Origin of the sequence: Sphingomonas sp. 66-10, assembly GCF_001897045.1 — a bacterium.
Lineage (GTDB): Bacteria > Pseudomonadota > Alphaproteobacteria > Sphingomonadales > Sphingomonadaceae > Sphingomonas > Sphingomonas lycopersici.
The window spans coordinates 275156-293801 of record NZ_MKRR01000133.1 but is presented as its reverse complement, the minus strand read 5'-3'; the positions used below and the strand labels follow the sequence as shown (position 1 = coordinate 293801).

18 protein-coding genes are annotated in these 18646 nt (G+C 67.1%); 7 read left to right on the top strand and 11 right to left on the bottom strand.

All coding sequences use genetic code 11. The features are described from left to right. Positions 1-246, top strand: a 246-nt coding sequence (locus tag BGN95_RS15335; RefSeq protein ID WP_286773194.1) for a winged helix DNA-binding protein, incomplete at its 5' end; no start/stop codon positions are given. A gap of 148 nt (positions 247-394) precedes the next feature. Here the strand turns inward: BGN95_RS15335 and BGN95_RS15330 are convergent. Both BGN95_RS15330 and BGN95_RS15325 read right to left on the bottom strand, forming a co-directional pair. Next, positions 395-1876: an aldehyde dehydrogenase gene (locus tag BGN95_RS15330; protein WP_265311900.1), complete on the bottom strand. Its 1482-nt coding sequence runs from the start codon at positions 1874-1876 to the stop codon at positions 395-397. A gap of 29 nt (positions 1877-1905) precedes the next feature. After that, positions 1906-2418, bottom strand: a complete 513-nt coding sequence (locus BGN95_RS15325; RefSeq protein ID WP_286773193.1) for a nuclear transport factor 2 family protein — start codon at positions 2416-2418, stop codon at positions 1906-1908. A gap of 68 nt (positions 2419-2486) precedes the next feature. Here BGN95_RS15325 and BGN95_RS15320 point away from each other — a divergent pair, with 68 nt between their 5' ends. Both BGN95_RS15320 and BGN95_RS15315 read left to right on the top strand, forming a co-directional pair. After that, positions 2487-3401, top strand: coding sequence for an NAD(P)H-binding protein (locus BGN95_RS15320; protein WP_286773192.1), 915 nt, complete (start codon positions 2487-2489; stop codon positions 3399-3401). Continuing rightward, complete coding sequence (locus BGN95_RS15315) at positions 3398-5584, top strand: PQQ-dependent dehydrogenase, methanol/ethanol family (protein WP_286773191.1); 2187 nt, start codon at positions 3398-3400, stop codon at positions 5582-5584. Before BGN95_RS15320 ends, BGN95_RS15315 begins: the two co-directional genes overlap by 4 nt. A gap of 134 nt (positions 5585-5718) precedes the next feature. Here BGN95_RS15315 and BGN95_RS15310 read toward each other — a convergent pair whose 3' ends face one another. From BGN95_RS15310 to BGN95_RS15300, 3 genes are read right to left on the bottom strand one after another with little or no spacing between them, the layout of a single operon-like run. Then, a complete protein-coding gene (locus BGN95_RS15310; RefSeq protein WP_286773190.1) occupies positions 5719-7146 on the bottom strand; it encodes an aldehyde dehydrogenase family protein in 1428 nt (475 codons plus the stop codon). Positions 7147-7172: 26 nt separating this feature from the next. Next, positions 7173-7994, bottom strand: a complete 822-nt coding sequence (locus BGN95_RS15305; protein ID WP_286773189.1) for a glutathione S-transferase — start codon at positions 7992-7994, stop codon at positions 7173-7175. Between the two features lie 9 nt (positions 7995-8003). Beyond that, positions 8004-8762: a glutathione S-transferase family protein gene (locus BGN95_RS15300; RefSeq protein WP_265311906.1), complete on the bottom strand. Its 759-nt coding sequence runs from the start codon at positions 8760-8762 to the stop codon at positions 8004-8006. Positions 8763-8920: 158 nt separating this feature from the next. Here BGN95_RS15300 and BGN95_RS15295 point away from each other — a divergent pair, with 158 nt between their 5' ends. Next, a complete protein-coding gene (locus BGN95_RS15295) occupies positions 8921-9589 on the top strand; it encodes a glutathione S-transferase family protein (protein WP_265311907.1) in 669 nt (222 codons plus the stop codon). Beyond that, complete coding sequence (locus tag BGN95_RS15290) at positions 9586-10440, top strand: CmcJ/NvfI family oxidoreductase (protein ID WP_286773188.1); 855 nt, start codon at positions 9586-9588, stop codon at positions 10438-10440. The genes BGN95_RS15295 and BGN95_RS15290 overlap by 4 nt, the downstream gene beginning before the upstream one ends. 19 nt (positions 10441-10459) lie before the next feature. Here the strand turns inward: BGN95_RS15290 and BGN95_RS15285 are convergent, their stop codons facing one another. Next, a complete protein-coding gene (locus BGN95_RS15285) occupies positions 10460-11284 on the bottom strand; it encodes a helix-turn-helix transcriptional regulator (protein ID WP_265267548.1) in 825 nt (274 codons plus the stop codon). Between the two features lie 101 nt (positions 11285-11385). On the opposite strand from BGN95_RS15285, the gene BGN95_RS15280 reads away from it, so the two are divergent. Then, positions 11386-12261 carry a beta-keto acid cleavage family enzyme gene (locus tag BGN95_RS15280; RefSeq protein ID WP_286773187.1) on the top strand — a complete coding sequence of 292 codons (876 nt, stop codon included), beginning with the start codon at positions 11386-11388 and terminating at the stop codon, positions 12259-12261. A gap of 21 nt (positions 12262-12282) precedes the next feature. Beyond that, a complete protein-coding gene (locus tag BGN95_RS15275) occupies positions 12283-13221 on the top strand; it encodes an SDR family NAD(P)-dependent oxidoreductase (protein ID WP_265311910.1) in 939 nt (312 codons plus the stop codon). Between the two features lie 67 nt (positions 13222-13288). Here BGN95_RS15275 and BGN95_RS15270 read toward each other — a convergent pair whose 3' ends face one another. The 5 genes from BGN95_RS15270 to BGN95_RS15250 form a co-directional block, all read right to left on the bottom strand. Then, positions 13289-13969, bottom strand: a complete 681-nt coding sequence (locus BGN95_RS15270; protein ID WP_265311911.1) for an alpha/beta fold hydrolase — start codon at positions 13967-13969, stop codon at positions 13289-13291. A gap of 1 nt (position 13970) precedes the next feature. Next, entirely contained in the window at positions 13971-15374 is a 1404-nt protein-coding gene (gene ligM, locus BGN95_RS15265) for a vanillate/3-O-methylgallate O-demethylase (protein WP_265311912.1), read from the bottom strand. A 170-nt stretch (positions 15375-15544) separates the two neighbouring features. Further along, positions 15545-16294 carry an SDR family NAD(P)-dependent oxidoreductase gene (locus BGN95_RS15260; protein WP_286773186.1) on the bottom strand — a complete coding sequence of 250 codons (750 nt, stop codon included), beginning with the start codon at positions 16292-16294 and terminating at the stop codon, positions 15545-15547. Between the two features lie 27 nt (positions 16295-16321). Beyond that, positions 16322-17194 carry an amidohydrolase family protein gene (locus BGN95_RS15255; protein ID WP_179514207.1) on the bottom strand — a complete coding sequence of 291 codons (873 nt, stop codon included), beginning with the start codon at positions 17192-17194 and terminating at the stop codon, positions 16322-16324. A gap of 19 nt (positions 17195-17213) precedes the next feature. Further along, positions 17214-18646 (bottom strand): outer membrane protein assembly factor BamB family protein (locus BGN95_RS15250; RefSeq protein WP_286773185.1); only part of this gene is annotated, 1433 nt, incomplete at its 5' end.

Sequence of the window (18646 nt, the reverse complement as noted above, 5' to 3'; positions counted from 1 at the left end):
CGCGATCCCGCCAACCGCCGGCGCAAGACGCTGCGGCTGACCGAGGAGGGCGAGCGGCTCTATGCGATCATGCGGCCGCAAAGCGATCTGGTCGGCGATTATCTGCTGTCCGCGCTGCGCCCCGACGAAGTGATGGCGCTCGACCGCTTTCTCGATACGCTGATCGACACGCTGGAGGCGACCGACGAAAAGGGCCGCTCGCTGTTCATGGAGCGTACTCGGCCGGCGGAGGGGGATCGCCCCTGATATCGAAATCCGCGCCGTCGTCGCGCAACATACAAGCCGTTCGCCCTGAGCTTGTCGAAGGGCGTCCTGCCGTTCGAGCGTTGGGGCCGCCCTTCGACAGGCTCAGGGCGAACGGGGAGGGGGGATTTCGATTTAAGCCGCGACGCCGCTAAGCCGCCGCCTCGCTCTCGATCTGCATCACCTTCGTCTCCAGATACGGCATCAATCCTTCGACGCCGCCCTCGCGACCGACGCCAGACTGCTTGAATCCGCCGAACGGCAGGCTGAAATCGGCCTTCATGCCGTTGTGCCCGACATTGCCCGCGCGCAGCCGCCGGCCGATGCGATAGACCGCGTCGCGATCATTGGTGAGCACCGCGGAATTGAGGCCATAATCGCTGTCGTTGGCGATCTCGATCGCATGGTCGGCGTCGCGCGCAGCGATCAGCGTGAGGACGGGGCCGAAAATCTCTTCCCGCGCAATCGTCATCTGATTGTCGACCTCGGCGAACAGCGTCGGCTCGAAATAATAGCCGGTGGAAAGATGCGCGGGTCGCCCGCCGCCGGTCACCAGCCGCGCACCCTCGCGCTTGCCGGTTTCGACATAATGTTCGATCCGTTCGAGCTGGCGCTTCATCGCGATCGGCCCCATTTCGGTCGCCGGGTCGAGCGGGGAGCCGATCCGCACCCGCTGCATCTCCGCCGCGATCGCCGCCGCGATGGCGTCGACGCGATGCGCCGGGACGATCGCGCGGCTCAGCATCGCGCAGACCTGGCCGGAAAGCACGGTGATCGTCCGCGCCAGGATCGCGCCCGCGGCCTCGGCGGGCATGTCGTCGAGCACGATCGCGGGGGATTTCCCGCCCAGTTCCAGCGTGACGCGCGCGATCCGTTCCCCCGCGACGCTGGCGATGCGGCGGCCCGCGACGGTCGAGCCGGTGAAGCTGATCTTGTCGACGCCGCGATGCCGCACGAGGTGATCCGCCGCGTCGCGATGCGCCGGCACGAGATTGAGTACGCCCGGCGGCAGTCCCGCCGCTGCCGCCGCCTCGGCGATCAGATAGGCTTCGAGCGGGGTTTCTGGCGCGGGCTTCATGATGACGGTGCAGCCGCAGATCAGCGCCGGGGCGATCTTCTGGATCATGATCGAATAGGGCATGTTCCACGGCGCGATCGCCGCGACCACGCCGACCGGTTCGCGCACCAGCACCGACAGATTGCCCGGGAGCGTAGAGGGGCGGCGCGTCTCCCATTCGTAACGCTCGCCGATATCGGCATAGCCGGCCAGCGTCTCGGTCCCCTGTGCGGCGGCGACCGGCGCGAACGAGGCGAGCGCGCCGATCTGCGCGACGAAGGCGGCGGCGAGCTCGGCCTGCCGGCCGCGCAAATGGTCGGCCATCCGGCGCAGAACGGCGGCGCGCTCGGCGACCGGCATCCGCGGCCACGGCCCGGCGTCGAACGCGTGACGCGCCGCGTCGACCGCCGCATCCATATCGGCCTCGCGCGCCTCGGCGACGATCGCGGCGAGCTGCTCGTTATGCGGGGAGACGATGGCGATCGTCCCGCCCGCGGCCGGCGCGATCCATTCGCCGTCGATGAACAGGCGGTCGGGGTGGGCGAGGCGGACGCCGTCGGGCTGGGTGTTGGCCATGCTGTCTCCGTGGGATCGGGTAATGCGTGTCAGTTGGCGGGCTGCTGCTGTCTGATCCGCAGCGATTCGGGGCGCTTGCGCGGAGTCCACTCGCCCCGGCCGGGGAAGTTCTTCAGCACCTCACCGTCCCACAGCCGTACGATGCGGCTGCGGAAGCGCCAGCGGCCGTCGGCGCCCTTCACCGCATGATCCTGATACCAGCCGGTGAAGCGCAGCAGATAGGGCGGCTCGCCGTCGCATTCGGTGACGAAGGCGAAGGCGCGCAGCCGCACGCTGCCGTCGTCCTGCGGCAGATATTGCACCTGCGTCACATGATGCTGGCGGCCGGGAAAGCCGGGGGCGTTGAAATAATGCGCGGCGAGCGCGCGGATGCCGTCATGCCCCTCCCACACGTCGGGGTCCTCGAACACTTCCTCCACCATCCGCGCATCGGCGGTGAAGCAGGCGACCAGTCCTTCGACATCGCCGGTATCGAGCGCCCAGCTATAGGCGGCGATCAGATCCTGCAGCGCGATACGGTCTTCCAATGCCACGTCGGCCATCATCCTCTCCCTTGCCACAACAATAACAATCGTTAGTATCATCGGCAAGAGTGGCAGGAGGGGATAGCGTGAAGATCGTGGTCACCGGCGCGTCCGGCGCCTTTGGCGGGGCGGCGGCGGCAATGCTGCTGGAACGGATCGCACCGGGCGATCTGATCCTGCTGTCGCGCACCCCGGCGCGACTGGCGGATTTCGCGGCGCGCGGTGCATCGGTGCGGCACGCCGATTTCGACGATCCGGCGACTTTGCCCGCCGCTTTCGCCGGGGCGGAACGGATGCTGCTGATTAGCACCGCGCGGGTCGGTAGCCGCGTCGGCCAGCATCGCAACGCGGTCGCGGCGGCGGTCGCGGCCGGCGTGCGGCATATCGTCTATACCTCGCTCCTCGGGGCCGACGCGCCCGACAATCCGGCGATCGTCAAGAACGATCACCGCGCGACCGAGGAGATCATCGAGGCATCCGGCGCGACATGGACCTTCCTGCGCGACAGCCAATATGCCGAGGCGGTCGCGGGGCCGATGGTGATCCCCGTGCTGCTGTCGGGCCAGCCCAAGCCGGACAATTGCGGGGCGGGACGGGTGGCGTTCGTGTCGCGTGACGATTGCGTCGCCACCGCGGTCGGCGTGCTGACGCAGGACGGCCACGAGAACCGCGCCTATGATCTCACCGGCCCCGAGCTGTTCACGATTCCCGAGGCGCTGGCGCTGGCGGGCGAGATTGCCGGGCGGCCGCTGGCGGTGGCGCCGACCGACGACCAGGGGATGTTCGCCTATTTCGATTCGCTCGGCGTGCCGCGCCATGCGTCGGACATTATACCCGACGGCCCGATCCCGTGGAGCAGCGACGATATGGTGACGTTCGGCCAGTCGATCCGCGAGGGCTTCTTCGATCGCGTGACCGATCATGTCGCGCGGATCACCGGCCGCACGCCCAAGACGCTGCGTGAGGTGATGCTGGCGCAGCGCACGAGCTGGCCGGCATGAGGCGGGGGTGGATCGTCGCGCTGGCGCTGATCGGCCTCGCCGGCTGCGCGCGGAGCGGCAGCGACACCGCCGCCGGGGCGGGGGACGACTGGCCCACGCCGGGCGGGGATGCGGGGAAGACGCATTTCTCCCGCCTCGGCGAGATCACCCCGGCGAACGTCGGCACGCTCGGCTTCGCCTGGGCCTATGATCTCGGCACCGGGCGTGGGCAGGAAGCGACCCCGGTGGTGATCGACGGGGTGATGTATACCAGCGGCCAGGCCGGGCGCGTCTATGCGCTCGACGCAGCGAGCGGGCGCGAATTGTGGAGCTTCACCCCCGATCTCGACATGCAGGCGGCGCGCGCCGCGTGTTGCGACATGGTCAATCGCGGGGTCGCGGTGGCGGCGGGCAAGGTGATCGTCGGGGCGCTCGACGGCTGGCTCTATGCGCTCGACGCCAAGACGGGGAAGGTCGCGTGGAAGGTCGATACGATCACCGATCGTACGCGCGGCTATACGATCACCGGCGCGCCCGAAGTGGCCGGCGATCTGGTGGTGATCGGCAATGCCGGCGCGGAATATGATACTCGCGGCTATGTCACCGCCTATCGCATCGCCGACGGCAAGGCGGCGTGGCGCTTCTTCACCGTCCCGCATGATCCGAAACAGGGGCCGCAGGAAAGCCCCGCGCTGGATGCCGCGCTCAAGACATGGGATCCGGCGAGCCGCTGGGATATCGGCGGCGGCGGCACCGCCTGGGATGCGATCGCTTATGATGCGGCGGCTGACACGCTCTATGTCGGCGTCGGCAACGGCGGGCCTTATTCGATCGCCGAACGGTCGCCGAAGGGCGGGGACAATCTCTATCTCTCCTCGATCGTCGCGCTCGACCGCAAAAGCGGGCGGCTGAAATGGCATTATCAGGAAACGCCCGGCGATAGCTGGGATTATACCGCGACCCAGCCGATGATCCTCACCGAGCTGGCGGTGGACGGGCGCCGCCGCCCGGTGATCATCCACGCGCCGAAGAACGGCTTCCTCTATGTGATCGATCGCGAGACGGGAAAGCCGCTGGCGGCCACTGCGCTGGTGCGGACGAGCTGGGCGTCGGGCTATGACCTCAAGACCGGGCGGCCGCGGCTGACCCCGGCGGGATCGGCCTATTGGCAGGGGCCGAAGATCGTCTTCCCCGGCTCGCCCGGTGCGCGCAACTGGATGCCGGGGGCGTGGGATCCGGCGCGCGGGCTGTATTTCGCCTCGGTGCTCGACATGGGCAATCTGATCTTCCCGACGGTCAGCGGCGCGCCGCCGCGCCGCGCGAAGGCGCTCAACACCGGCGCGGCGCTGATCTTCACCCCCGATCTCGTCGAGGCGCTCCCCACGCTGCCGCCGCCGGTGCGCGCCGCGGTGGAGGCATTGCCGGAGATGAAATGGGTGCGCGAAAAGCCCTATTCGGCTGAAATCCGCGCGATCGACCCGCTCACCGGCAAGACACGCTGGGCGGTGCCCACCGGCGGGTGGCAGGATCGCGGCGGCGTGCTTGCCACCGCGAGCGGGCTGGTGTTCCACGGCATGCTCGATGGCCGGCTGGTCGCGCGCGATGCCGGCACCGGGCGGGCGCTGAAGGCGATCGACACCGGCAGCTCGATCATGGCCGCGCCGATGACCTATCGCGTAAAGGGGGTGCAATATATCGCGGTCGCGACCGGCTTCGGTGGCGGGGGCTGGCCCTATGTGCCGGATTATTCGGCGGCCTATCGCTACGGCAATGCCAACCGGCTGATCGTCTTCAAGCTCGGCGGCGGGGCGGTGCCCAAGCCTGCGCCCTTACCGCCGCTGGAGGTCGCGCCCGCGCCGCCGCCGCAGGCCGCCGGCACCACCGCGGCGGTGATCGCGCACGGGCAGCAAATATTCTTCCAGAATTGCGCGATCTGCCATTCCAACCAGCCGCGCTCCACCGCCCCCGATCTGCGGCGGCTGGACGGCGCAGTGCATGCGATGTTCGACCGCATCGTGCTGGAAGGCGCGCTCAAGGACGCCGGGATGCCACGCTGGGACGACGTGCTGACGAAGGCGGACGCCGCCGCCGTCCACGCCTATCTCAAAGAGATGCAGGCCAAGACCCGCATACGCGAACTCGCGCTGAAACGCGCCGGCAAACCGCTCGACAGCCGCAGCCTCGCGATCCTGTCGAATTATTGAGTCGAAAGGAAAAACCCCTCCCCTTCAGGGGAGGGGCGGGGGGTGGGGTAGGGGTCTCACCGAGACCGTCCGCTCGTGACTCGTGACTCCCCCACCCCAACCCCTCCCCTGAAGGGGAGGGGCTCTAGCCGCCTTTACGCCGGCAGTTTCCCGATCACCGATTTCACCTCGAGGAATTCCTCCAGCCCGAATTTGCCGAATTCGCGCCCGTTGCCCGATTGCTTATACCCGCCGAACGGCATGTCGAAGGCGAGCCCGCCCGCGTTGACGAACACCGCGCCGGCGCGCAGCTTGCCGACGATCGTCTTCGCCTTCGCCGGATCGCCCGCGATATAGGCGCCGAGCCCGTAAGGCGTATCGTTGGCGATGCGGATCGCGTCGGCCTCGTCCTCATAGGGCATGATCACCAGCACCGGGCCGAAAATCTCCTCGCGCGCGACGGTCATCTCGGGGGTGACATTGGCGAAGACGGTGGGCTTCACATAATAGCCGATGTCGTGCCCGTCGGGCCGGCCGGGGCCGCCGGCCGCGACGGTCGCGCCCTCGTCGATGCCCTGCTGGATCAGGCGCTGGATGCGTTCCCATTGGCGCTGGTTGACCACCGGGCCGATATGGTCGCCCTCGGCCAGCGGATCGCCGACCGGCTTGGCGGCGAATATCTCGCCCACGATCCGCGCCGCCTCGTCATGCTGCGAGCGGTGGACCAGCATCCGCGTCGGCGCGACGCAGCTTTGCCCCGAATTGAGCAGCACCCCGCCCGCGCCGCCGGGCAGCGCCTGATCGAGCGGCGCGCCTTCGAGGATGATATTGGGGGATTTGCCGCCCAGCTCCTGCGCGACGCGCTTCACCGTGTCGGCGGCGTTCTTGGCCACCGCGATTCCGGCGCGGGTCGAGCCGGTGAAGCTCACCATATCGATATCGGGATGCCGCGCCAGTGCGGTGCCGACACCCTCGCCGTCGCCCTGCACCAGGTTGAAGATGCCCGCCGGCACCCCCGCCGCGTCGATCACCTCGGCGAAGATCGCGGCGGAGCTGGGGGCTTCCTCGGAGGGCTTGAGGATCATCGTGCAGCCGGCGGCGAGCGCCGGGCCGACCTTGGCGACGATCTGGTTCATCGGCCAGTTCCACGGCGTGATCAGCGCCACCACCCCGATCGGCTCGCGCACCACCAGATTGTCGCCGATCGCCTCGGCGAAGTCATATTCCTCGAGCGCCTTGAGCGCATTGGCGAGATGCCCCAGCCCCGAGCCGGCCTGCGCCGTCCGCGCCACGCTGATCGGGCATCCCATCTCGATCGCGATCGCCTCGGCGATGTCGGGGATGCGCTTCTGATATTCCTCGATCACCCGCTGGAGCAGCGCGATGCGATCGGCCTTGCTCGTCTGGCTGAAGCTGTCGAAGGCGCGGCGCGCGGCGACGACCGCATCGTCGACATCGGCCGCGGTGCCGAGCACGATCTCGCTCGCAGGCTGCTCGGTCGCGGGGTTGATGACGATGTGGCGGCGCCCGCCCTTGCTGTCGGTCCAGCGGCCGTCGATATAAAGCTGCGGATAGCTCTTCATGTCATGGTCCTCGAAAAGAAAAGGGATCAGGCCGGGAGCAGGCCAAGCTCGGCGTCGGTGGCGGGCGGGCCCCATTTGTCGCGCGGCGGCATCGGGCGCGTGTCCCACGCCGGATCGAGCGTGAAGCTCGATAGCGTGCGGCCTTCGGGGATGCGGCCGTTGCCGCAACCCTGGGTGTAATCATAATAGAGCGTCATCAACTCGCGGTGGCTGTGGTGCCGCTGCGCCGCGGGATGCGAAAGACACGCCTCGCGCCAGCGCAGGACGCGCGTCAACTGTGCGGGGACCGCGTATTCCTCATAATATTCCAGGAACCACAGCCGCTTGAACATCGGCGTGAACGCCACCTCGGCCCAGCCGAAGCGATCGAACAGGAAATCGCGATCGGGGGCATAATGGCGGAGGAAATCGTCCAGCCGGGCATATTGCGCATCCACCTCGGCGCGATGCTCGGCGCGCTTCGCCGCATCGCGGTTGAGGATCATGCGATAGCCCGCGCCGGTGAATTGCCCGTCGGTCGCGCACAGCATCGCCTCGACGGCATGTTCGAAGGGATCGCGCCGCGCCACCGGGCGCTCGGGGAAGCGATCCTCGATATAGCGCATGATGACCATGCTTTCCTTCAGCGTCTCGCCATTCTCCAGCTCGAGCGCGGGCAGCGCGGTGGTGCCGCGCGTGCGGCGCAGCAGCCAGTCGGGGCGCGGGCGGGAGATGTCGATCTCGTGATCGGCCATCACGTCGCCCAGCCCCTTGAGATCGAGCAGCAGCTCGACCCGCTCGGAAAAGGGGCAGCCGGGGATGTGATACATGCGCAGCGCGCCGGTCGCGGGTTCGTCGTTCCAGGCCATCGTCGCTCCTCAGGCAGCAGGCGCGGGCGCCGGCCGGCGATCGGGCATTTCGGTCTGCGAGCGGGCGAACATCTCGCGCGCGGCAGGGCGCGCGTTGATCCGCTCGATCCACGCCACCAGATGCGGCGTCGCCTCGCGGTTGACGATATCGGCATAGCCGTGCTGCATCCCGTTGGCGACCGCGAAATTGCAGATATCGGCGAGCGTATATTGGTCGCCCGCCAGCCATTCGCTTTCTGACAGGCGCTTCTCCAGCCGGTCGATCGAGAAGCGGATCTTGCGCATTTCCTCGTCGAGCACCTCTTTGGGAAAACCGGCGCGCGCGTTGCGCCATTTCACCTGCTGCTCGACGACGGGGATGCGCTTCACCTTCTCCTCGAATTCCTCGTCGGACAAGGCGCGCGCCATCGGGCCGATCATCCGTTCCCAGCCGATCGTCGAGACGCACCAGCAGAAATATTCGTCGACCCATTTGGTCCACACGCGCATCTCGGCGATCGCCAGCGGGTCGGTCGGGCGCAGCCGCGGCGCATCGGGGAAGGCGTCTTCCAGATATTCGCAGATCACGGTCGATTCGGTGACGATATGGCCGTCGTGATCGAGCGCCGGCACCTGCCCGCGCGGGTTGATCCGCTTGAACCAATCCTCGTGATGCTCGAACCGGCGCGGATCGATGAAGCGCGGCGTGAATGCCAGCCCCTTCTCGTAGAGCGCGAGCAGCGGCTTCAACGAATTGGCCGCCGGCCCGAAGCTGTAGAGCGTCAACATCGGCGCTTGTTCCTCTCCAATTATCGGCACCGGGGTGGCGGGCAGGCGCGCGTGCCGCAAGTCATGTGGCGATACTATCAGCCCCAATGACAGCATATCCGCTGCGCTTGCCCGGGCCCTGGGGGGATGCTTCATCGTGACGACTTACGGAGAGAAACATGCTCGAACTGCTGACCTCGGAAACGCCGAACGGCTGGAAGGCCGCGATCATGCTGGAGGAGCTCGGCGTGCCTTATAAGGTGACGCCGATCTCGCTCACCGATCGCGTGCAGAAAGAGGATTGGTATGTCGCGCTCAATCCCAACGGACGCATCCCGACCCTGGTCGATCACGATGCGGGCGGCTTCGCGGTGTTCGAATCCGGGGCGATCCTGATCTATCTGGCGGAAAAGTTCGGCCGCTTCCTGCCCGCCGACGCGCAAGGACGCAGCACCGTCATCCAATGGGTGATGTGGCAGATGGCCGGGCTCGGGCCGATGATGGGGCAGGCGACCGTCTTCAACCGCTATTTCGAGGAAAAGCTGCCGGCGGTGATCGATCGCTATGTGCGCGAGAGCCGGCGGTTGCTGGAGGTGATGGATGCGCGGCTCGCCACCCGCGACTATCTCGCGGGGGAATATTCGATCGCCGACATCGCCTGTTTCCCCTGGGTGCGCGGGGCGGACTGGGCACAGATACCGATCGACGGCCTCGATCATCTGCAACGCTGGCGCGATACGATCGCGGCGCGTCCCGCGGTCCAGCGCGGGCTCAACGTCCCCGAACCGCCCAAGCCCGAGGAGATGGAGGCGAAAACGGTGAAACAGGGCCGGAATATCCTGGCGTGATCACCGACCGGAGCCGCGCGGGCGACGCGATCGAGACCGTGATCGACTATCTGGTCCCGACGTCGCGCATCAACCGGCGGTTCTGGGCGCCGGGGCGGGAGGTGAATACCGGGGTCTATGCCCCCTATCCGGTCACGATCCGCAACGCGCGGCTCGCACCGGAACCGTTCACGCTCGACACCCACGGCTTCGCGATCGCGCGGCATCGCAGCGCGGTCCGCGATTTTCGCGATGCGGCGGCGGTGCGCGATTATCCCGACGAAGTGGCGGCGGTGGCGAAGGCGCTCACCGGCTGCGATCTGGTGCTGCCGATGGGCGGACAATTGCGCTCTCCCGTCATCAGCGGCGCGAGCGTCCAGCCGCCCGCCGCCGAGGCGCATGTCGATTTCAACACCGCGACCGCGCACCGCGTGGCGCGCGCGCTCTATGACCGCGCCGTGCCCGGCGGCGCCGGCTACAGCCGCTTCATCTGCTTCAGCCTGTGGCGCACCTTCTCCCCGCCGCCGCAGGATTGGCCGCTCGCGCTATGTGATTGCCGCAGCGTCGGGGACGAGGATGCGGTCGCCAACGTCAAGGTCGATGTCGACGAGACACCCGAGGGGGACGCGCTCTACGCCCCGATCGAGGGCGAGGAGGCGATGAGCGCGGCGACGATCTTCCACCACAATCCCGCGCATCGCTGGTGGTATTTCCCCGACATGACTGCAGACGAGGTGATTTTCATCAAGTTCCACGACAGCGATCACGGCCGCGCATGGCGCGCGCCGCACACCGCTTTTCACGATACCACGCGGCCCGACGCCGTGACCCGCGAAAGCTACGAATTCCGCGCGATCGCCTATTTCCGATGATCCCCGTTGGGGACGGGGTTCACCGCCGCACGCTCTCCGCGAGCCGCGCCAGCCGCGCCGCGCTGGCCGGATCGCGCGGGGCGAACAGGATCAGCCGCTGCCCCGGCGCGCCTTCCACCGCATAGGATGAATGCCAGAAGGTGATGTCCCCCACCTCGGGCATCATCGCGATGTTGACATGCTCGAAATAGGGCAGGATTTCGGACTCCTGCCAATATTCGCGGAACAGGGCGGAGCCTTCCATCATCTCGGCGATGATCTCGTCGAATATCTCCGGTTTGGAGGTGCGGCTGTAATCCCATTTGAACCGCGCGACGAGCCGACGCGCCATTTCGCGAAAATGATCGGCGTCGGTGCGGTAGCGCTCGTCGAGCAGCAGGATCTTGAACAGATTGCGCTCCGCGCGCGGCAACGGACCGTAATCGCGGAAGGCGCGCGCGATCAGCTGGTTCCAGCCGATCACCGTCCAATCCTCGACGATCACCAGCGCCGGGATCGACAGGCTGTCCATCATATGCTGGGTCGCCGGGCGGATCTCCTCGTCGATCTGGGTTTCCAGCGGTGGCGGGCGATGCTGCGCCAGCGCGAACAGGAATTCGCGCTCGTTGGTGTCGAGCCGCAGCGTGCGGCCGAGCCGTTCGAGCATCGGCACCGATAGCTGGACGTCGCGGCCCTGCTCGAACCAGGTGTACCAGGTGACGCTCATCCCGGCGAGCGCGGCGACTTCCTCACGGCGCAGCCCCTTGGTCCGCCGTCGCTCGCCCGCCGGCAGCCCGACGTCGCCCGGCGACAGGCGCGACCGCGCCGCCTTCAGGAACCGCGATAATTCCTCCCTATGCGCCATGCTTATCCCGTTACTTCCAATGATGGCAGATGGAACCGTCTAGTCGCATCCGCCGGCTTCTGCGACTCCCCGCGAAACGGCGGTTCGACAGGAGAGCGTTTTTGGCCGAGAAGACCTTCATCACCTGTGCCGTCACCGGCAGCTCGCCCTTGCCCGATCATCCCAATTTCCCGTTCCGCCCCGATCATGTCGCGGCGGAGGCGCTGGCGGCGGCGGAGGCGGGGGCGACGATCATCCACCTGCATGTGCGCGATCGCGAGACGGGCGCGCCGAGCCAGTCGCTCGACGATTATCGCGAGGTGGTCGGGCTGATCCGCGCCGGCAACGACGCGGTGATCCTCAACGTCACCACCGGCCCCGGCTGCACCTGGATGCAGAGCCCGGACGATCCGGCGGTGTGCGGGCCGGGGACGCTGATGTTCACCGCCGAGCGCCGACTGGAGCATATCCTCGATCTCAAGCCCGATATGTGTACGCTCGATATCTGCACGATGAACCTGTGGGGCGGGGTGGCGATTAACCTCGATCCGATGATCACCCGCATGGGGCAGATGATCCAGGATGCCGGCGTGCTGCCCGAGATCGAATGTTTCGAGGCGGGCGATTTCGTCTTCGCCGACGATCTGATGGCGAAGCGCGCGCTGCCGGCGCATGCGCCTTATTCCTTCGTGCTCGGCACCAAATACGGCCTTCCTGCGACTACCGAGGCGATGGTCTATGCCCGCAACCAGATTCCGCGCGGCGCGCGCTGGACGGGGTTCGGGGTCAGCCGCCACTCCTTCCCGATGGCGGCGCAGGCGGTGCTTCTCGGCGGCAATGTCCGCGTCGGGTTCGAGGATACGATCTATCTGCGGCGCGGGCGGCTCGCCGAGGACAATGCCGCGCAGGTGCGCTGGGCGGTCGAACTGATCGAGCGGCTGGGCGGCGATGTCGCGAGCGTCGGGGAGACGCGGGCGATGCTCGGGCTGAAACACTGAGAAAAAACGGAGAGGAAGCGAATGACTGGAGAGGCTGAGGCAAAGCGCGCGCCGATGGCGGAGGTGCGCGGGCGGACGGCGTTCATCACCGGCGGCGCGAACGGCATCGGGCTGGGCATCGCCCGCGCGCTGGTGACCGCGGGCGCGAATGTGGTGATCGCCGACATTCGCGAAAGCGCGCTGGACGAGGCGCGCGCCTCGCTCGGCGCGGATGCGCAGGTGGAGACCGTCCAGCTCGATGTCACCGATCGCGAGGGTTATGCGCGCGCCGCGGACCGCGCCGAGGCGCGTTTCGGCGCTATCCACATGCTGATCGGCAATGCCGGCGTCGGCGTCATGGGGCCGATCACCGAGACCAAATATGACGACTGGGATTGGGCGATGGGGGTCAATTTCGGGGGCGTGGTCAACGGTCTCGTCACGATCCTGCCGCGCATCCGCGCGCATGGCGAGGGCGGGCAGATCGTCACCACCTCTTCGCAATCGGCGCTGATCCCGATCTCCTTCTCCGCGACCTATACCGCGGCCAAGGCCGCGGTGCTCGGCTTGTCGGAGGCGATCCGCGGGGAGCTGGCGCCGGACAATATCGGCGTCTCCGCCTTCCTGCCCGGTCCGGTGCAGAGCAATATCGCCGCCTCGGGCGAGCTGCGCCCGGATCGTTACCGGCACGACAGCGGCTATATCGCGCGCGAGCAGCAGCTCGGGAAGCGCGAGGTCTCGCCCTTGTGGATGAGCGCGGACGAAGTGGGGGAGCGCGTGCTCGCCGGCATCCGCCGCAACGATCTTTATATCCTCACCCATCCCGAATTCGCCCCCGGTATGCGCACCCGTTTCGACGCGATCCTCGCCTCGATGCCCGACGAACCGGTCAATGCAGCGCGCGCGGAAGCGATCGGCTTCCTGCTCGGCAATCCGGTGTTCGATGAGCAGCTGGCGCAGCATGGAGCGGAGCGGGGATAGCGCGTCGCGCGCAAACATGACCGGTTCGCCTTGAGCTTATCGAAGGACGAACCGGTCACCCGTCGGTTTACGACGGCTCGCCCGCGCCCAGCATGATCCGCAGCAATTGCGCCGGCTGATCGGCCATGACGTCGTGCCCCGCATCGGCGCGATGGACTTCCCAGCCAGGATCGGCGGCCACCATATCGTGGAAGCGCACGAAGGGCGTCGGGGACCAGCTTTCGGCGAACACATAGAGGCGCCGCTTCACCGCCGCCTCCGCGCCCGTGAAGCGCACCGGCTCGAGCAAGGTGAGCAGCGGGTGCCGCCCGAGCCGCGCGTCGCGCTCCAGCCCCGGCAGCGGCGCGACGCATCCTGGCCGATCGCGCTGGCCGTCGATATACTGTTTATGCTCCCAGTCGCCGGTGATGTCCCACAGCGACTGGCCGTCTCCCGGCAGGAAGGCGTCGATATAGACCAAGGCATCGATCCGCGCGCCGAGCCGGGTGGCGACGCCGGTCGCCACCATCCCGCCATAGCTGTGCGCGGCGAGCACGAACCGGTCGAACCCCGCCGCCTCGACTTGCTCCACTACATCGCCGATGTGGCGGGACAAGTCGATCGCCGGCGTCAGCTCATCGGCACGCGTACCGAGCCCGGTCAGCGCGGCGACGAGAACGCGATGGCCCGCGCCGCGCAGGTCGGCGGCCAGCCGGTCGTAACTCCAGCCGCCGCCCCACGCGCCGTGGACCAGAACGTAATCGGTCACCTCACGCCTCGGCGGCGGTGCGCCAGCCCTGATGATAGGTCTCGCGCGCGACGCGCGAATAGGGCACCGGGCTGACGATCGCGCGTACCTCGATCTGCTTGTGCGGTTCGACCGTGGTCTTGCGTGTGCCGCCGTTCTCTTCGCCCCACACGACGCGAAGCTCGGTGCCGACCGGGATCGTCGGATCGATCGTCGCGAGGCTCAGGGCTTGCTTCTCGTTGTAGCTGTAGCCGGTAAACATCGACACGCCGACCGTCCGTCCGCTCGCATCGATCACGCGATCGTAGTTCGACGAGGCGTAATTGGCGAGCGGCACGTCGAAGAACTTATATTGCTCGCCATCGGGATCGAACAGCGAGGCCATGATCTTCGCCATGTCCTCGGGGTGCCAGGCGAGCGTCACCTTGGTGCGCTGCGCCGCCGGATCAAGCTTCTCCAGCGCCTCGCGGCCGTGAAAATCATGGTCGAACTTGACGAACGGGCCATAGCCCAATTCCCACGGGTTGAGATAATAATCCTCGATATTGTCGGAGACGAAGCTGCCGCCGATCGACCCGGTCGCCTCATAGCTGTCGGCGCCGAGCCACTCGCGATAGCCCTTCAGCTTGTCGCCGGTGTAGATCGCCGGGAGCGGGGAGGGGATCCAGCCCGATTCCAGCGTGTTCGACGGATAGGCGCGGCTGCCGCACGGCACGATGCCGAATTCACGCCCTGCCTCGAGGATCGCGGCGCGGATCTCCTCCTGCTCGGCATAGGGGCCCCAGATCTCGAGCCCCGGCGCGCCCGACATGCCGTGGCGCAGCGTGCGCACGGTGTGGCCGGCGATGTTCATCGTGCTCATGTTGAAGAATTTGAGCTTTTCGAGCGGGCCGCCGTTGAGCTTCTCGATGATCGCCCAGGCGTTCGGCCCCTGAATCTGGAAGCGCCACACCGAGCGGCTGACCGGCTTGCCCATCGGCCGCATCGGCGAGCGGTCGTCGAGCTCGACCGCGACGTCATAGCCGCCCGTCTCGGCATGATAGCGCAGCCAGTTCGAGGCTGGCGCGCGGCCGACGTAGCAGAATTCCTCCGGCTCCTGCCAGAAGATGATGCCGTCGCCGATGACATGGCCGTAAGGCGTCGTCGGCACATATTGCTTGGCCTTGTTGAGTTCCCACCCCTTGGGCGAGTTGATCATCGTATCGGTAAGCAATTTCAGCGCATCGCGGCCGCGCAGATACAGGTTCACCATATGGTGCGACTGATCGAACAGCACCGCCGAATGCTGCCACGCCCATTGTTCGGAGCGCCAGTTGTGAAACTCCGGGGCGACGACGGGATAGACATAGGCGCCGAGCTGCGAGTTGCGCAGCATGTCGACGGTATTGCCCGCCGCGTTGAGCACGTCTTCGAGATTCCTGGCCATCAAATCCTCTCCTGCGAGGCCCCCGCACGCTGGCCGGGGCCGGTTCCCACCCGGCGGACCATAATCGAATTAGTATGTAACGCAAACGATTCGCGCGCGGCTGATCGTGGCGGGCGCGGCCCGGCGCCCCGGTGCGAGACCGGGTGGCGCTGAAGTAAAGCAGCCGATCCCTAAAGCGTCAGCGTATCGAGAATGCCGCCGTCGACCGCCCAGCTCTGCCCGGTGACGTGGCTCGCCGCGTCGGAGAGGAGGAAGGCGGCGACCTCGGCCAATTCCGCCGCAGTGCCGGTGCGGCCTTGCGGGGTGCGCGCGCGCATCGCGTCGTGCGCGTCAGGGCCGAGGTTCGCGAGCATCTCGGTTTCGATGAAGCCGGGGATGATGCAATTGACGCGCACCCCGTGCGGCGCGGCTTCCAGCGCGGCGGCGCGGGCGAGCCCGAGCAGCCCGTGCTTGGCCGCGACATAGCCGGGATTATGCGCCATGCCGCGCACGCTCGCCAGGCTGCCGGTGACGAGGATCGCGCCGCACCGCCGTGCGATCATCCCCGGCAGCACGCGCTTCATCGCGCGGAACGGGGCGAGCAGGTTGATGCGCAGCACCTCCTCGAAGGCCGCATCGTCATAATCGGCGAAGGGAGCGAAGGCGCCCCCGGTGCCGGCATTCGCGAACAACCCGTCGACCGGGCCGAGCGCGCGTTCCGCCGCATCGATCGCGGCAAGCAACGCCGCGGGGTCGCCGACATCGGCGGGCGCGGCGAAGCTCTCGCCTTCGATCGCCGCGCGCACCGCCGCCAGCGCGGCGGCGCGGCGCGCGATCAGCGATACGCGCGCACCGCGTTCCGCCAGCAGCAGCGCGGTCGCGCGCCCGATCCCCGAGGAGGCGCCGGTGACGAGGATGTGACGGCCGGCGAGATCGTTCATCGCCGCTGCCAATCGAACGGCGCCATCTCAGCCGAGCCCCAGTACCCGCGCGGCATTATCCTTCATGATCAGCGGCAGCACCTCGTCGCGGAAGCCGGCCTCACGCGCGGCGTCGATCCATTTTTCCGGGCGGATCAGCGGCCAGTCCGATCCGAACATCATCTTATGTTTGAGCTGGGTGTTGGCATATTGGATCACCTGCTTGGGGAAATATTTCGGCGACCAGCCGGACAAGTCGATAAATACATTGTCCTTGTGCAGCGCCATCGACAGGCTTTCGTCGGTCCACGGCCAGCTCGGGTGCGCGAGAATGAATTTGATCGTCGGGAAATCGACCGCAACGTCGTCGATCAGCATCGGCTGGCCATATTTGAGCCGCAGCCCGCCGCCCGCCGGCATCCCGGTGCCCATCCCCGAATGCCCGGTGTGGAAGATCGCGGGCAGGCCATATTCGGCGATCACCTCATAGATCGGATAGGCGATGCGATCGGCGGGGTGCGCATTCTGCGCGATGCCGTGGAACTTGAAGCCCTTGACCCCATAATTCTCGATCAGGTCGCGCGCCTCGCGCGCGCCATATTTGCCTTTGTGCGGATCGATCGAGGCAAAGGGGATGACGATATCGTCGTGCTGCGCGGCGATTTCCGCGACTTCGTAATTGCTGATCCGCTTGGCCCCCATGCCGCATTCGGCATCGACCGTGAACAGGCAGAAGGCGATGTTCTTCTCGCGGTAATAAGCGATCGTCTCGGGGATCGTCGGGCGCTTGCGGTCGGCCTTGAAATAGGTCGAGGCCGCGTCGAAGAATTCGGCCATCACCGGGTCTTCCGGATCGTGGCATGAGACTTCGGCGTGGACGTGGACGTCGATCGCGGCGACCTTGGCGGGATCGATGGGCATTGGATATTCCTTCGTGGTTTCAGCGCGTCTTGGGCGCGGACGCGCGCTCCAGCGCCTTGTCCTCATTGGCACGCTTGATGACATATTGGCGGATCGTCTCGATCTCCGGGGCGGACATTACGCCGGCAAAGCTGACCATGCCATTGTCCTTCAGCAGCCCGTCGTGGACGATCTGCTGCCAGGTCGTCGCGTCGTTGAGCACCCCGCTGCGCCTGAGATCGGGCACCAGCGCGCCGCCGACCGCGGCATCGCCGTGGCATACGCCGCAGAAGCGGCCGAAGTGTTCGCCGCCCGCCGCGATCACATCGGGCGCGGCGGTCGAGGCGGGAGGATCGAGCGGCGCTTTCTCCAGCGCGGGCGGAGCGGGAAGCTGCGCCTTGCCGCCGACCTTGAACACCAACAGGCGGCTGATGTTGCGCACCGGCCCGCTCTTGTCGATCAGCACGCCCGGCGCGAGCGCCCAGACGCCGCCCCAGCCGGCGAGCACCGCGACATATTGCTGGCCATTGAGCTCATAGCTCATCGGCGGCGCAACGATCCCGGTCTGCGCCGGGAACGACCATAATTTCTTCCCGTCCGCCGCGGCATAGGCAGCGAATTCGCCGGCGGCATTGCCCTGGAAGACGAGGCCGCCGGCGGTGGCGAGCACCCCGCCGTTCCACGGCCCCTTGAACGAGACGCGCCAGCGCTCCTTCTGCGCCACGGGATCCCAGGCGATGAGCGCGCCGGTCGTCGCGGCGAGCGCGGCCTTGCGCGCGGCGGCATCGGCCGGCATCGCCGCCTTGCCCATATCGACCCCGACGTTGAACCCCAGCTTCGCCGGTTTCCACGCCGGATCGGGGATATAGGGGAAAGCGGCGAGATTGGCGGGGATGAAGACCAGCCCGGTCTTGGGATCGAACGCCATCGGCTGCCAGCTATGCGCGCCGGTCGCGCCGGGGGAGCCAATGAACGGCTTGCCCGTCTTGTAATAGCGCGCCGCGGGATTCTCGATCGGGCGCCCCGTCCGCATGTCGATGCCGCTGGCCCAGTTCACCGGGACGAAATTGCGCGCCGAGATCAGTTTCCCGTCGGTGCGGTCGAGCACGTAGAAGAAGCCGTTCTTGGGTGCCTGCATCAGCACCTTCCTGGGCTTTCCGTCGATCGTCACATCGGCCAGGATGATGTGCTGGGTGGCGGTGAAATCCCAGCTTTCGCCCGGCGTGGTCTGATAATGCCAGGCATATTCGCCGGTCTTGGCGTGGATCGCGACGATCGAGGACAGATAGAGATTGTCGCCTTTCCCCTCGGAGCGGTAGAGCTGGTTCCACGGGCTGCCGTTACCGACGCCGATGTAGAGCAGATCGAGCGCGGGATCATAGGCCATCGCGTCCCACACGGTGCCGCCGCCGCCCTGTTTCCACCATTGGCCGTGCCAGGTCGCGGCGGCCTTTTTCAGATATTCCGGCTCGC